This window comes from Mesorhizobium sp. B3-1-8, assembly GCF_006439495.1.
In the GTDB taxonomy this organism is placed as follows: domain Bacteria; phylum Pseudomonadota; class Alphaproteobacteria; order Rhizobiales; family Rhizobiaceae; genus Mesorhizobium.
Genome location: NZ_VFTK01000034.1, coordinates 18,602 through 33,057, shown reverse-complemented (window position 1 = coordinate 33,057; position 14,456 = coordinate 18,602). Strand labels below are relative to the sequence as shown.

Sequence of the window (14,456 nt, the reverse complement as noted above, 5' to 3'; positions counted from 1 at the left end):
CGAGCGCACGCAATCGGATCGCACCATGATCGAGATCCGCGACGTCACGCGCAGCTACGGCGCCTTCAAGGCGCTGGACGATGCCTCGCTGACGATCAGGGAGGGCGAATTCTTCTCGCTGCTCGGGCCTTCCGGCTGCGGCAAGACCACGCTCTTGCGCATGATCGCCGGTTTCGACACGCCGACCAGCGGCTCCATCGCCGTCGACGGCCAGCCGATGGACGGCATCCCCGCCAACCGCCGGCCGACCAACATGGTCTTCCAGAGCTACGCGATCTTCCCGCATCTCAATGTCGAGCAGAATGTCGCCTATGGGCTGAGACGGCTGAGGCTCGACGCCGGCGAGGAGAAGCGCCGCGTCGAGGAAGCGCTGGCGCAGGTGTCGCTGACCGGCCTCGGCAAACGCCGCGCCACCGAGCTTTCCGGCGGCCAGCGCCAGCGCGTCGCACTCGCCCGCGCGCTGGTCATGCGGCCGAAAGTGCTGCTGCTCGACGAACCGCTTTCGGCGCTGGACAAGAAGCTGCGCGAGCAGATGCAGGTCGAATTGCGCCGCCTGCAGCAGGCGGTCGGCATCACCTTCGTGCTGGTCACGCACGACCAGTACGAGGCCCTGGCGATGTCGGACCGCATCGCCGTCATGTTCGGCGGCAAGATCGCCCAGGTCGCCTCGCCGAAGGAGATCTACCAGCGCCCGGTCAATCGCCAAGTGGCCGACTTCCTCGGCGGCATGAACTTCGTCAAGGCCGAGATCGTCGAGGAAAACGGGACTTCAATGGTGCTCGACACGCTGGGCTTCGGCCGCGTCAAGACCGACAAGCCGAGGGCTTTCGTGCGCAATGGCGGCGCGGCCACGCTTGGCATCCGGCCGGAGCGGCTGCGTGTCTTGTGGGACACCGCGACGGCAAAGTTCGAGGTCGCGGGCAAGGTGGTGGAGCGCCACTATTTCGGCGAGATCACGCATCTGATCGTCGAGATACCGGGACTGGAGAAGCCGCTCTCGGTGACCGAGACCAACGATTTCGGCGCCGACGACATTCCGGTCGGCGCACCGATCCGCCTCGCCTACGACCCCGAGGCGCTGGTGGCGATGGCCGACTGAATCTTCCCGGCCGCGATGCGGCCGGCGACGATCGCGCCTTCGACATAGCCCGGGAAAGACGGCGACACTTCCGAAGCGGCGAAATAGACGGGCGGCGCGCCCGCGAGAATTGCTCGTTCGGCATGCCGCGCGGTCACGTCGACGATGAGGTCGCTATAGGCGCCGCCGCTCCACCGGTCATGCGTCCAGTCGCGCGCGCTGAAATCGACGACGTCGGCGGCTCGCGGGCCGAGCGCCTCGACAAGCCTTGCAGCGACTTCCGCCTGCAATGCCGCCGCGCCGAGCGGGTGCCAGCGCAGCGCCAACGGCCCGCCGACGAAGACGATAAGCGCGGCATGGTCGGCATCCGTGCTGGCGTCGCAGGCAAACAGTCCCGGCTGGTCGCGCCACATGACCATGCCGCACAGGTCCCGCTCACGCCAGAATGGGCTGGCATAGCGCACCAGGATCTTGATCACCGCGCCGCTTTCCCAGACGCCGAGCGCGCTTGCGAGCTCCGCCGGCAGCGCAGGCGTGAAGTCGAGCTTCGCGGCCGTCGCAGGCGGCAGGGCGACCAGCGCCGTGCGCGCTTCGATCACACCGCGGGCCGAAACGACCCGAACGCCTTGCTGCCCATGCTCGACGCGCGCAACCGGCTCATTCAGCCGCAGCCGATCGCCAAGGTCTGCCGCCAGATCGTCCGCCAGCGACTGCATCGTCTCGCGCAGGAAATACTGCAGCTCGAATACTTCGTTGGTGATGCGGCGATCATTGTCGATCAGGTACCACAGCGGCACCTTGTCCAGCGCCAGGCACCACAGGCCTTCGATCATCGAACGGAAGGCGGCCTTGGCGTCGGCCGTGTCTTTCTGGCGCTCGAGCCATGTCGCGACCGTCAGCCCTGCGATCGACGGATCGTCCGGCTCGATCCTGTTCATGCGCTCGCGGATCGCCATCGCGACCTGATAGGTCCGCTCGGCCTCCTCGACCGACATCCACGGATGGGTGATGAACTCGCCTTCGATATAGGTCTCGACGAAAGTCTTGCCGCGCGCCTTGGCCAGCGCCATCAGCTCAGGCATGTCCTGGCACAGGAACTGGCCGCCGCTGTCGATCAGTTCGTCGAGCCCATTGCGGACAGCCTCCACCCTGCCACCGACGCGGTCGCGCGCCTCCAGCACAAGGAAATCGACGCCGGCGCGCTGAAAGTCGAGCGCGGCGGACAGGCCGGTGAAGCCGGCGCCGACGATGACGACGTCGGTTCTTTCGATGATGCTGCTCAATAGCCGGCCTTGATCTTCTCGAACTCGGCGACCATGCGCTGCTTCAAATCCGGCGCAACCGGCTGCTGGAACAGCGTCTTGTCGAGGAATTTGTCGAGATTGTCGAAGCCGCGGTCGGTGAGCAGCTTGTGGTCCATCACCGCCATGCCCGCGCTGTTGCCGTGACCGTAGCCGAAGGTCTTCACCATATACTCCGAAACGTCCGGCGCGTTGACGGCGCTCAGGAAATCATAGGCCTTGTCGGACTTGCCCGGTGCATCCTTGAGCAGCACATAGCCGCACACCCAGGTCGAGATGCCTTCCTTGGTGTCGCGGTTCATGGCGATCGGCAGACCCTGGCCTTTCAGCGTCACATAGGTCTCGTTCCAGCCCCAGACCAGGTCGACTTCATTGCCCGTGAAGGCCTGGTTGAGGTCGGTGTCGTCGGTCCAGTAGAAGCGGATGTTCTTGTGCACGTCGCGCAGGAAGGCGGAGGCCTGTTTGAACTGCTCGTCCGTCATCTTGGTCCAGTCCTTCAGGCCGATGACCAGGCTCGCCAGCGCATAGGCGTCGTCGACATTGTCGCCGATGGTGACGCGGCCCTTGAATTTCGGATCGGCGAAGATCTTTAGCGACTGCGCCTCGTCGGCGGTCACCTTGTCGGTGCGATAGAGCAGCGAAGTGTTGCCCCAGTCGAAAGGCATGAACCAGGCTTTGCCGTCGGCGGTGGTGGCCAGATCCCTCATCGCCATGATGCCTGGATTGAGATCCTTCCAGCCGGCGATCTTCGAGGTGTCGAGCGGTTGCAGCAACCCGGCCTCGCGCCATTTCACCACGCTTTGCGAGCAGGGATGCGCGATATCGGCCTTGAAGCCGGCGCGCATCTTCTCGAAGGCCTCGTCCTCGTCGCCGAAGAAGGAGAAGGTCGGCTCGGCGCCGTGTTTGGCGGCGTAGGCCGGATGCAGCAGCGGGTCCTCGTAACCGGACCAGTCGAAGACGACGAGGTCGCCGCCGCCTTCGGCAAGCGCATAGGCGGTATCCGCGCCGACGGTGACGACGGCAGCCAAGGCAAAGCGGCGAAGCATGGTTTTCATGGCGCGAGAAACTCCCCCATCGCGGACATATCGGGAGAGGTTAGGAGAATTCCCGGGCTTTGGCGAGCCCGCTCACCTTGCTCTGCTTTGTAGTGAGCGGGCCGCTGAAGTTCGGCTCAATAGCCGGCTTTGATCTTCTCGAACTCGGCGATCATCTTGAGCTTGAGCGCGGACGGCACCGGCGACTGGAACAGCGTCTTGTCGACGAATTTTCCCACGTCGTCATAGCCCTTTTCCTTCAGGATCGCCGGGTCGACGCCGGCCATGCCCTTGGCATTGGCTTGGCCGTAGCCCCAATCCTTGACCAGCACCTTGGCGACTTCCGGATCGTTGACGGCGTTGAGGTAGTCATAGGCCTTGTCGATGTTGCCGGGCGCGTCCTTGAACAGCACATAGCCGCACACCCAGGTCGAGATGCCCTCGTCGGTGTCCTTCTTGGACTTGATCGGCACGCCGGCGGCCTGCGACTGCACCGCCGCGTCGTTCCAGGCCCAGGCGAGATCGACTTCGCCGCCGGAGAGCAGCTGCACGATGTCGGTGGTGTCGGTCCAGTAGGAGCGGACATTCTTGTGCACCTGGCGCAGGAAGTCGGACGCCTGCTTGAACTGGTCGTCCGTCATCTTGGTCCAGTCCTTGAGCCCGATGGCGAGGCTGGCCAGCGCGTAGGCGTCGTCGACATTGTCGCCGATCGAAACCTTGCCCTTGTATTTCGGATCGGCGAAGGCCTTCAGCGACTGCACGTCCTTTTCGGCGATCTTGTCGGAATTGTAGGTGAGCTGGGTGTCGCCCCAGTCCCACGGCATGAACCAGGCCTTGCCGTCGGACGTCGTGGCAAGGTCCTTCATCGCCATGATGCCGGGGTTGAGATCCTTCCAGCCGGCGATCTTGGAAGTGTCGAGCGGCTGCAGCAGGCCCGCCTCGCGCCACTTCACCACGCTCTGCGAGCAGGGATGGCCGAGATCGGACTTGAAGCCGGAGCGGATCTTTTCGAACGCCTCGTCCTCGTCGCCGAAGAAGGCGAAGGTCGGCGAGTCGCCGTTCTTCTCGACATATTTGCCGTGGAAGCTCGGATCCTCGTAGCCGGACCAGTCGAACACGATCAGGTCCTTGTCGGCGGCGACGGCGAGCGCTGCCGCGGAGGCCGCGAGCGCGCCGCCAAGCGCCAATGTCAATGTCAGGCGTCGGCTGAGTTTCTTCATGCTGTTCCATCCTCTTTTGGTCTTGCCGGTCTTGGCGGCCGGCTGTTGCTAACCGTAATGTTTCGGGAAAGCGGCGGCCAAAAATGCATTCGCCGACTGCAAGGCCGTCTCGCGCGTCGTGTCCTCCGTCCCCATCATCAGCCGCAGCCACAGGCCTTCGAGCATGGCGCTGAGCGCCAGGGCGATGACCTGAGGGTCATAGGCATAGCCGCCGCTCTGTTTGAGCGTCGTGCAGAGATCGATGAAGACCTGCTGGTAGTAATTGTCACGCGAACTGCTCAGCGCCTGGTAGGTCGGCCGCGACTTGGCCTCGCCCCAGAAGGCGAGCCAGGCGGCGAGCTTGCGCTTGTTGCAGATCGAGCGGTCGAAATCGGCCCATACCAGCTGCTGCAGTTGCCTGGCCGGATCGTCGCCCGCCTTCTGCAAGGCCGTGCGCCAATGCGCCGAATACTCGTCATACATGTGCTGCAGCGTGGCGATCAGCAGCTTTTCCTTGCTCTCGAAATGGAAGTTGACGATGCCGCGCGACAGGCCCGCGCCGTCTGCAACGTCGGCCATCGTCGTTTCGGCATAGCCGCGCTTGGCCAGCGAATCGATCGTCGCCTCGATCAGCTGCAGCTGCCTGACCTCTTTCGAGGCCTTGCGGCCGCGCTTTTCGGCATCGCCCTTGCGCGTCGTTTCGGGGAGAGCGTCGCTCGCCTCTGCAGTCTTCATAGGTGTGACGATCTCCAGCATTGCCGGCTATCCGACCGGCTTCCAACCGCGCAGATGAGTGGGGCGGTGCTCGCCACTGTCAAGCACCTTCTGCATCGCCTCCCAGGTCTTGATGTTCTTGTCGACATAGGCCGCGCCAACCGCCGCGGCGGCCTGCGCGTAGAGCGGTCCCTTGAGGCGCGCCAGTTCTTCCCGCGCGACCTCGCGGTACCATGGATTGCGGTCGCGGACGGCGATGTCGGTAAAGCCGGCGCGCCGCATCGCTTCGGCATAGCGTGCCGGCGAGGCCATGGCGAAGGAGAGCCCCTCGGCCGCGACATAAGCCTTCATCTGAGGCGACGGCTCGCCGTCATGCCCGATCATCCAGTTCGACGCCGCAAACACCCCGCCGGGCTTCAGCACGCGAAAAATTTCGGCGAACAGCGCGTCCTTGTCCGGCACATGCAGCAGCGCATCCTTGGAGAAGACGACGTCGAAGGAAGCGTCCGCGAAAGGCAGCGGCCCCGGCGGCGCTTGGACGAAGCCGACACGGTCTTCGAGACCTTGCCGGGCCGCCCCTCGCCTCGCCGTCTCGATCACCGGCTTTTCGACGTCGAAGCCGGTGGCCCGAGCCGCGCCGTGCCGCGCTACCAGATGCAGCGTGATGCCGCCGGCGCCGCAACCGACATCGAGGATCGTCTTGCCCTGGAGCGACAAGCCTTCGACCACGCGGTCGACCTCTTCCGGGCCGCCGGGCGACAGGTAGCCCTCGCCCCATAGCGCTTCGAGGAAGCGAATGGCGGTGTCGTCATATTCCGGCTCGGCGTCAGCCGTTTCGATCATTGGATCTTCAACCCAAAATGCCGATGTGGATCAGTCCAGAACGCAGGCAAAGCCTAGCGCATCAACGGGAAAACGCAACACCATTTGTTGAACATTCATTCAATATGGCTGGACAGAAAACTGTGATCCGTGCCAAATTCGGGCAATCGGGGAACAAAACGCACCGAGCGATCCAGGAAAAGTGTGAAGCGGTTTTCCGTGCGGAATTGCGTAAAAACAAGAAGATAGGGAAACCGGATGGAGGCTCGGCCCGCATGAAGGCATGGGACGCGATCGTCATCGGCGGCGGCCACAACGGGCTGGTCAACGCCTGCTATCTGCAGCGCGCTGGCCTGAATGTGCTGGTGGTCGAGAAGAACGACTGGGTCGGCGGCGCGGCAACCAGCCGCGAGCTGACGCCGGGCTTCCTCTATTCGAACTGCTCCTATGTCTGCTCGCTGTTCAGGCCCGAGATCATGCGCGATCTCGAGCTGCCGCGCTTCGGCCTGCAGGTAATCTCCTATGAAGGCGGCGCGGTGTTCACACGCGACGGCGACTATCTCGCCAATTACCGCGACCACGACGCGCATCGCCGCGAGTTCGCCCGTTTCTCGAAGCGCGATGCCGAGGCCTATGACCGCTATTCGCGCGACGTCACAAGGCAGTGCCGCTTCATCCAGCCGCTCTTGATGCGCACGGCGCCCGACCCGACCAGCTTCAGGCCGCGCGATCTCGGCGAGCTGCTCTATCTGGGGAAGAAATTCGCCGGGCTTTCGGCCGAGGAGATGGCGCTGACCCTGCGCTTCTGGACCATGTCGATCTCGGACTTCCTCGACGAGTATTTCGAGACCGACGTCATCAAGGCGAACTTCGCGCTTTCCGGCATCATCGGCACGGCGCTCGGGCCCATGTCGCCCGGCACCGCCTATGTTCTGCTCCACCACTATATGGGCGAGGTCGACGGCTCGGTCGGCGCCTGGGGCTATGCGCGCGGCGGCATGGGCGCCGTCACCAAGGCGCTGGCCGCCTCCTTCAAGGCCAGCGGCGGCACCATCCGCACCGGCGCCGAGGTCGACCACGTGCTGATCAGAAACGGCAAGGCCAAGGGCATCGTGCTCGCCGGCAGCGAGGAGATTTTTGGTAAGCTCGTCATCTCCAATGCCGACGTCAAGCGCACCTTCCTGAAGCTGGTCGAGGAGAAGGAACTGCCGGACGTCTTCCTTCGCCGTGTCCGCAACTTCAAGATCCGCGGCTCCTCCGGCAAGGTCAACATCGCGCTGGATTCGCTGCCCGAATTCCCGGCTCTGCCGAAGGACTCGCCGGTCTACCGCGCCGACATGCATTTCACCGATTCCATCGAGCGCATGGAACGCGCCTATGACGACTGGAAGGCCGGGCGCTGGTCGGCCGATCCCTTCCTCGACATGATGATCCCAACCACGCTCGACCCGACCATGGCGCCGCCCGGCAAGCACTTCATGAGTTGCTTCGTGCAATACGCGCCACCCAAGATAAACGGCCGCGACTGGACCGACGCCGACCGCGACGGCTTCGCCGAAAGCGTGATCTCCCAGATCGCTCAATATTCGCCAGGCTTCCGCGACCGCATCGTCCACATGGAAGTGCGCACGCCGCGCGAGATCGAGGCCGAGGTCGGCCTCACCGAAGGCAACATCTTCCAGGGCGAGCTCACCTTCGACCAGTTGCTTTTCAACCGCCCGGTGCCGGGCTACGCGCAATACCGCTCGCCGGTCGGCGGCCTCTATATGTGTGGCTCCTCCACCCACCCGGGCGGCGGCGTCATGGGCGCGCCCGGACGCAATGCCGCCGCCGAGATCCTGCGCGACCTCGCCAAGCCAACCCTGCATATGAGCCCGGCCCATGACGTCATCTGATTTGAACTGGGACGCCATCGTCATCGGCGGCGGCCATAACGGCCTTGTCGCCGCCGCCACGCTGGCGAAGTCGGGACGCAAGGTGCTGGTCCTCGAAGCCGGCAACGAAGTCGGCGGCGCCGCGCGCACCGAGGAGTTCGCGCCGGGTTTTCGCGCTTCCGCCGTCGCGCATCTGCTCAATCGCCTGCATCCCGATGTCGTGAAAACGCTGGAGCTGGAGCGGCACGGGCTGAAGATCGAGCGCGGCGATTTCGTGCCATCGGTGGCGCTGTCGAGAGACGGTCCGCTGGTGCTGCATGGCGCCTATGGCGAGGTGTTGACCGGCGCCAGCCCTCCGGAGCAGTCCGCCTGGAAAGACCTGCGCGCGCAATTGCTGCGCTACGCCGGCGTGCTGAAGCCGTTCCTGTCGCGCCGGCCGCCGGAGCTTGCCGGCATGTCGCTGGCGGAAATGACCGGGCTCGGCCAGACCGCGTTGGCGCTGAAGCGGCTCGGCAAGGAAGATATGCGCGACTTCCTGCGCGTGCTTTTGATGAACGTCTACGACCTGCTCGACGAACAGCTGTCGGACGACCGGCTGAAGGGCCTGCTCGCCTTCGACGCGACGCTCGGCTCGCATCTCGGCCCGCGCTCGCCGACCTCGCTGCTCGGCCTCTACTATAGGCTCGCCGGCGAGATCGGTGGCCTCGCCGGTGCGCAGACGCAGCCGAAAGGCGGCATGGGCGCCGTCGTCGCCGCCATCCGCGCGGCGGCGGAAAGCGCGGGCGTTTCGATCCGCCCGGCTTCGCCGGTCGCCAAGGTCATCGTCGAGAAGGGCCGCGCCGTCGGTGTCGTCACGCAGAGCGGCGAAACCTTGCGCGCCAAGACCGTCGTTTCCGCCATCAATCCCGCAACGACGATCCTCGATCTCGTCGGCCCGCGCGAGGTCGACACCGGCTTCGTGCGCAAGGTGAAGAACATCCGCATGAAGGGCGACGCGGCCAAGCTGCATCTGGCGCTCGATCGGCCGCCGCAATTCACTGGCGTCGACGCCGCCGGCCACAAGGGCCGCCTCGTCATCGCGCCTTCGCCCGACCATGTCGAGCGCGCCTTCAACCCGTCGAAATATGGCGAGTTCTCGCCCGAGCCGGTGATGGAGATCACGCTGCCCAGCTTAGCCGATCCATCGCTCGCGCCGTCCGGCGCCTGCGTGCTCTCGGCGGTGGTGCAATACGCGCCCTATGCGCTGAAAGAGGGCTGGACCGCCGGCAAGCCGCAATTCCTCAAGGCGATCACGGCGCAGCTCGAAACCTATGCGCCCGGCATCGGCGCGACGGTGCGCCACGCCGAGCTGTTGACGCCCGCCGACATCGAGGCGCGCTACCGCATGCCGGGCGGCCACTGGCACCATGGCGAGTTGCAAGCCGACCAGATGCTGATGTCGCGGCCCGTCTCCGGCTGGTCGGGCTACGACACGCCGCTCGAAGGCCTGTTCCTTGCCGGCGCCGGTTCGCATCCGGGCGGCGGCATCTCCGGCGCGCCCGGCCTCAACGCCGCGCGCCGCATCATCGCGATGAGGGCATGAGCATGGCGCAAGCAACCAGGAAGAAGCCCGTCGAGACGGTGATTGATCCCGCCCTCGAAGCCCGTGCAGCCGCGCAATCCCACTTCCGCACGCTGCGGCTCGGCACGCCCTTCCAGCCACGCATTGACGCGCTGGGGCTGAAGCAGGATTGGTACAGTTGGGCCGGCTACCGCGCGCCGCATTCGCTGTGGGATGAGGAGCTCGAATATTTCGCCATCCGCAGTCAGGCAGCACTCTTCGACATCTCGCCGATGACCAAATACCGGATCGAAGGTCCGGACGCCGAAGCCCATCTCGACCGCATCACCTTGCGCGACGTGACCAAACTGAAACCGGGCCGCGTCCACTACACCGCCTGGTGCGACGACGAAGGTTTCGTGCTCGACGACGGCACTTTGTTCCGGTTCTCGCCGACACGCTTCCGGCTGTGCTCGCAGGAGCGGCACTTGCCCTGGTTGCTGGACAGCGCGATCGGCTACGACGTCAGCGTCGAGGAAGAGACCGAGGCGGTCGCCGGCTTGGCGCTGCAAGGTCCGACCTCCTTCGCCGTCCTGCGTGACGCGGGCTTTGCCGGCGTCGATCGGCTGAAGCTCTTCGACCTCGCCGAATTCGCGCATGATGGCGCTCCCCAAGGAACTGGCAAAGTCACCATCTCGCGCACCGGCTTCACCGGCGATCTCGGCTATGAATTGTTCGTGCCGGCGGACAAGGCGCTGAGCCTGTGGGACCGGCTGATGGCGGCGGGCGAACTGCGCGGCATCCGCGCCATCGGCTATACGGCATTGAACCGCGCTCGCCTCGAAGCCGGGCTGATCGTCGCCAACGGCGACTTCACAGCTGCCGAGCACGCCATCCGCACGGACCGCCTGCGCATGCCGGACGAGATCGGCCTCGGCTTCATGATCGATCCGGACAAGGGCCACTTCAACGGTCGCCGCGCCATCCTCGAAGCCCGCGCCAAGAAGAGGCTTCGCCACGTGCTGGTCGGGCTGGAGATCGAAGGCAACATTCCGGCCGAGCATGCCATCGTCTCCTACAAGAAAGGCCAGGAGGTCGGATTGGTCAGCGCGGCGATGTGGTCGCCTATGGCCAAGCGCAACATCGCGCTTGCCTCGCTGCGGCGGCCTTATGGCGATACCATCGTCGACGACCTCTGGGTCGAGATTTACGCAATGCGCGAGCTGCAGTACCAGAAGCTGATGAAGAAGGCGAAGGTGGTGCAGCGGCCCTTCATCAAGCTCGACCGCCGCACAGCCAACCCGCCCGCGGACTTTTGACCATGGCAAGCGAAGCGGAGGACCTGGAAGCGGAAGCCACCGAGCAGTGGCAGTTGGTCAACACGCCGCTCGGCGAGATGTGGTCCGGCCGCACCCGCTACGCGGCGGCGATGTTCTTCTTCAAGCGCGGCGAGATGAACGCCGAGACGCTGGAGGTCTACCGCATCTGCGCCCGGCTCGACGCGGAAAATCCCTTGCCGATCATCCGCGACCGCGGCGTCGGCAAGGACTGGCTGAAGCGGATGGGTGCCTAAGCAGCCCCTTCACCTCGTCATTCTAGGGCGGAGCAAGGAGCGAAGCGACGCGGCGCAGACCCTAGAACGAAGTGGGAGCGTTCTGGCTCCAATCCCCAGCGTCCCGGATTGTGCCTTCACACGGGGTGGCCTATCCGATCGTCCTTTCCAACACGCTCAACCAGTTGCGATAGGCGATCTTCTCGATCAGCGCGCGCCCGAAACCGCGCGCGGCGAGCGCGTGGATGAGCTTCGGCAAGCCGGCGACGTCGCCGATAGGGGCTGGGATCATGGCGCCGTCGAAATCCGAGCCCAGCCCGACGCCGTCCTCGCCCAGCGCTTGTAAAAGCGAATCGATGTGGCGCACCATGACATCAATACTGGTGTCGGCATTCATGCGGCCGTCCTCGCGCAGGAAGCCGGTGGCGAAGTTGAGGCCGACCATGCCGCCCGACTCGCGGATCGCGCCGAGCTGCCAGTCGGTCAGGTTGCGCGAGTGGCCGCAGATCGCATGCACGTTGGAATGGGTGGCGACCAGCGGCGCGTCGCTAAGCGCCGCGACATCGCGAAAGCCCTTCTCGTTGAGATGCGAGAGGTCGATCATGATCCTGAGCTGGTTGCAGGCCTTGACCAGCGCCTTGCCGGCATCGGTGAGGCCAGGCCCAGTGTCAGGCGACGACGGAAAGCGGAACGGCACGCCATTGCCGAAAGCGTTCGGCCGGCTCCAGACGATCCCCAGCGAACGCAGGCCTGCCGCCTGCAGCACGTCGAGCATGGCAAGCCCGGGATCGATCGCCTCGACGCCTTCGATGTGGAACACCGCCGCGATCGAGCCCTTCGCCATCGCGTCACGCACATCGCCGGCGCTGCGGCAGACAGTCAACGCGCCGGCACGCTCCAGCCGAAACAGGATCGAGGCCATGCCGATGGTCGAGGTGATCGCCTCGGCCTGCGGCAGCTCCGGCGGCAGCGGTTCATTGTCGCTCGGCGCCGGCGGCACGGCGCTGCGCTTCGACTTCTCGACCGGCGGCGGAAAGATAGCGAACATGCCGCCGGCAAAGCCGCCCTTCCTGGCGCGCGGCAGGTCGATATGGCCGCCCGGCGTCCCCTCGATGAACAGCTTTTCGACGTCGGCTTCCTTCGACTGGTAGAGCCGAAGCAGCGTGTCGTTATGTCCGTCGAAAACGGGGATCAGGTCGGTATCGGTCATCGGGGAAGCCATTCAAATCGGGGACAGGCGGGACGACAGGTTTCGTCCGGGCGAACCGTCAACTTAGGCAAGATGATCGGGCCGTGCAAATGCCAAGGGCTTCTCCTTCTCCCCTTGTGGGCCCGTTGTGGGAGAAGGTGTCGCCGAAGGCGACGGATGAGGGGTGTTCCAGGAAACGCCGACGTCTCACTCCGCTGAAACACCCCCTCATCCGTCTCGGCGCTGCGCGCCGATCCACCTTCTTCCAGAAGGGAAAGCTCATTGCTTCAGCACATCCGCCCATTCCGGATGGCGGCGGAACTGGGCGTTGGCGAAGGGGCAGAGCGGGATGATCTTCTTGCCGGCCGCGCGTGCGTCCTCGACCGCGCGGGTCACGAGCCGAAGCCCGGCGCCCTGGCCGCGAAAGACATCCGGCACCTCGGTGTGGTCGATGATGAGCTGGTGCTCACCGATCTTGGTGAAGGTCATCTCGGCCTCGGCGCCGCCGGGTCCGCGCAGCACGTAGCGTCCCTTGGAGCCGCGGTCCTCCAGTTCGATCTCGGGCAGTTGGTCAGCCATTGTTCTTGCCTCCTTCAGCGGGCGCGAGCGCGAACAGCCGCCGCGCCGCTTCGATTTCATTCGGCCGAACCTCATGCCCGCCGTCGTGCCATTCCACTGTGACATCGGCGCCGTCGGCGCGCAAATAAGCCTCGAGCCGCGATGTCAGGCTGGGCGGACAGATCGGGTCGCGCCTGCCGGCCGTGATCAGGATGCTGCGGCCGGCAAGGCTGCCCTGGACGCGTGGCTCGAACGGGATCAGCGGATGCATCAGCGCCGTGGCGTCGAACAGGCTCGGCTCGGCGAACACCACCGAAGCCAGGATGTTGGCGCCGTTGGAATAGCCGAGGCCGAACACCGCCGAGGGTTTTGCCGCCTCGACATGCGCCTTGACGAAGCCCGCCATCTTCGATGTCGCGCGCGCCAGGTCGTCCATGTCGTAGACGCCCTCGCCGGCGCGGCGGAAGAAGCGGGCGGCACCATGCTCCGACACGTCGCCACGTGGCGAGACGATCGTCGCCGAAGGCACAAGCTCGCGACCGAAACCAAGAAGCTGGTTCTCGTCCGCGCCGGTGCCGTGGAAGACGAAGAGCAGTGCGCCGCCCGGCGAACCGGGCAACACCTTGTGGATGTAAGCGTCCTTGCTCATGGCTCAGCCTTCCAGCTTCTGCAGATGCTCTTCGAGATAAGGCCGCAGATGCTGATGCTGCGTCGGCAGCTTCAGCGCCTCGCCGAGATGCGCGGTGTCCTCGTCGCGGTCGAATCCCGGTTCGTTGGTCGCCACCTCGAACAACACGCCGCCCGGCGTGCGGAAATAGATCGCCCAGAAATAGTCGCGATCGATGACCGGCGTCACGCCATAGCCCGTGTCGATCAGCGCCTTGCGCACTTCGAGCTGTTTGGCGCGATCCTCGACCGCGAAGGCGACGTGATGCACCGAGCCGGCGCCAAGGTTGGCAAAGCCGGCGCCCGGCAGCGATTCGATGTCGACGACGTCGGCGCCATTGCCATTCTTGATCGCCAGCCGGCGGACGTTGCCGGACTTGTCGACCTCCTCATAGCCCATGAACTTCAAAAGCTCCTCGGTGGCGCCGCCATCCTTCAGCCGGAGCAAGACCGAGTGAAAGCCGCGGATCGCCTCGTCGCCGGGAACGCCGCCCTTGACCCAGGGCGCCCTCTTGTCGGCCTTGTCCTCGACCAGCGCGAAACTGTCGCCGTCCGGACCGGTGAAGGTGAGCCGCTTCTCGCCGAAATTTTCCGTGCGGGCGACGTTGCCCACGCCCTCGTCGGCGAAGCGCTTTTCCCAATAGGCGAGCGTGCCTTCCGGCACCGAGAACACCGTCGTGCCGACTTCGCCGACGCCATGCCGGCCCTTGCCGATATCGGGGAACGGGAAATAGGTCATCACCGAGCCCGGCGTGCCAACCTCATCGGCGTAATAGAGATGGTAGACATCCGGTGCGTCGAAATTGACGGTCTTTTTCACCCGGCGCAGGCCGAGCTTCTTGGTGAAGAACTCGTTGTTGCGGCGCGCGTCGCTCGCCATCGAGGTGACGTGATGGAGGCCCTTGATCTGATTGAGCATGATCGTGCTC

General features: G+C 65.0%; 14 protein-coding genes. 5 read left to right on the top strand and 9 right to left on the bottom strand.

Annotated elements, in window-relative coordinates; all coding sequences use genetic code 11:
- Positions 1–25: 25 nt before the first annotated feature.
- The gene (locus FJ424_RS26005) at positions 26–1,099 is read left to right on the top strand and encodes an ABC transporter ATP-binding protein (RefSeq protein ID WP_140658013.1); all 1,074 of its coding nucleotides are present in this window, start codon (positions 26–28) and stop codon (positions 1,097–1,099) included.
- On the opposite strand, the gene FJ424_RS26000 is transcribed toward FJ424_RS26005, so the two are convergent.
- The 5 genes from FJ424_RS26000 to FJ424_RS25980 form a co-directional block, all read right to left on the bottom strand.
- A complete protein-coding gene (locus tag FJ424_RS26000) occupies positions 1,063–2,361 on the bottom strand; it encodes a flavin monoamine oxidase family protein (RefSeq protein ID WP_140657956.1) in 1,299 nt (432 codons plus the stop codon). The genes FJ424_RS26005 and FJ424_RS26000 overlap by 37 nt on opposite strands.
- Entirely contained in the window at positions 2,358–3,434 is a 1,077-nt protein-coding gene (locus FJ424_RS25995; protein ID WP_140657958.1) for an extracellular solute-binding protein, read from the bottom strand. The genes FJ424_RS26000 and FJ424_RS25995 overlap by 4 nt, the downstream gene beginning before the upstream one ends.
- A gap of 116 nt (positions 3,435–3,550) precedes the next feature.
- Positions 3,551–4,633 carry an ABC transporter substrate-binding protein gene (locus tag FJ424_RS25990; protein WP_140657960.1) on the bottom strand — a complete coding sequence of 361 codons (1,083 nt, stop codon included), beginning with the start codon at positions 4,631–4,633 and terminating at the stop codon, positions 3,551–3,553.
- Positions 4,634–4,681: 48 nt separating this feature from the next.
- On the bottom strand, positions 4,682–5,368 hold the full coding sequence (gene betI, locus FJ424_RS25985; protein ID WP_140657962.1) for a transcriptional regulator BetI: 687 nt from the start codon (positions 5,366–5,368) through the stop codon (positions 4,682–4,684).
- Positions 5,369–5,374: 6 nt separating this feature from the next.
- The gene (locus FJ424_RS25980; protein WP_140657964.1) at positions 5,375–6,169 is read right to left on the bottom strand and encodes a class I SAM-dependent methyltransferase; all 795 of its coding nucleotides are present in this window, start codon (positions 6,167–6,169) and stop codon (positions 5,375–5,377) included.
- Positions 6,170–6,423: 254 nt separating this feature from the next.
- On the opposite strand from FJ424_RS25980, the gene FJ424_RS25975 reads away from it, so the two are divergent.
- From FJ424_RS25975 to FJ424_RS25960, 4 genes are read left to right on the top strand one after another with little or no spacing between them, the layout of a single operon-like run.
- Complete coding sequence (locus FJ424_RS25975; protein WP_140657966.1) at positions 6,424–8,043, top strand: NAD(P)/FAD-dependent oxidoreductase; 1,620 nt, start codon at positions 6,424–6,426, stop codon at positions 8,041–8,043.
- Complete coding sequence (locus tag FJ424_RS25970; protein ID WP_140657968.1) at positions 8,030–9,604, top strand: NAD(P)/FAD-dependent oxidoreductase; 1,575 nt, start codon at positions 8,030–8,032, stop codon at positions 9,602–9,604. The genes FJ424_RS25975 and FJ424_RS25970 overlap by 14 nt, the downstream gene beginning before the upstream one ends.
- A gap of 2 nt (positions 9,605–9,606) precedes the next feature.
- Positions 9,607–10,881, top strand: coding sequence for an aminomethyltransferase family protein (locus FJ424_RS25965; RefSeq protein WP_140657970.1), 1,275 nt, complete (start codon positions 9,607–9,609; stop codon positions 10,879–10,881).
- Between the two features lie 2 nt (positions 10,882–10,883).
- Complete coding sequence (locus FJ424_RS25960) at positions 10,884–11,135, top strand: hypothetical protein (protein WP_140647459.1); 252 nt, start codon at positions 10,884–10,886, stop codon at positions 11,133–11,135.
- Between the two features lie 130 nt (positions 11,136–11,265).
- On the opposite strand, the gene FJ424_RS25955 is transcribed toward FJ424_RS25960, so the two are convergent.
- The 4 genes from FJ424_RS25955 to FJ424_RS25940 form a co-directional block, all read right to left on the bottom strand.
- Positions 11,266–12,324: a dipeptidase gene (locus tag FJ424_RS25955; RefSeq protein ID WP_140657972.1), complete on the bottom strand. Its 1,059-nt coding sequence runs from the start codon at positions 12,322–12,324 to the stop codon at positions 11,266–11,268.
- 258 nt (positions 12,325–12,582) lie between these two features.
- Positions 12,583–12,882, bottom strand: coding sequence for a GNAT family N-acetyltransferase (locus tag FJ424_RS25950; protein ID WP_027166574.1), 300 nt, complete (start codon positions 12,880–12,882; stop codon positions 12,583–12,585).
- On the bottom strand, positions 12,875–13,510 hold the full coding sequence (locus tag FJ424_RS25945) for an alpha/beta hydrolase (protein WP_140657974.1): 636 nt from the start codon (positions 13,508–13,510) through the stop codon (positions 12,875–12,877). The genes FJ424_RS25950 and FJ424_RS25945 overlap by 8 nt, the downstream gene beginning before the upstream one ends.
- Positions 13,511–13,513: 3 nt before the next feature.
- The gene (locus FJ424_RS25940) at positions 13,514–14,446 is read right to left on the bottom strand and encodes a VOC family protein (RefSeq protein WP_140657976.1); all 933 of its coding nucleotides are present in this window, start codon (positions 14,444–14,446) and stop codon (positions 13,514–13,516) included.
- Between the last annotated feature and the right edge of the window lie 10 nt (positions 14,447–14,456).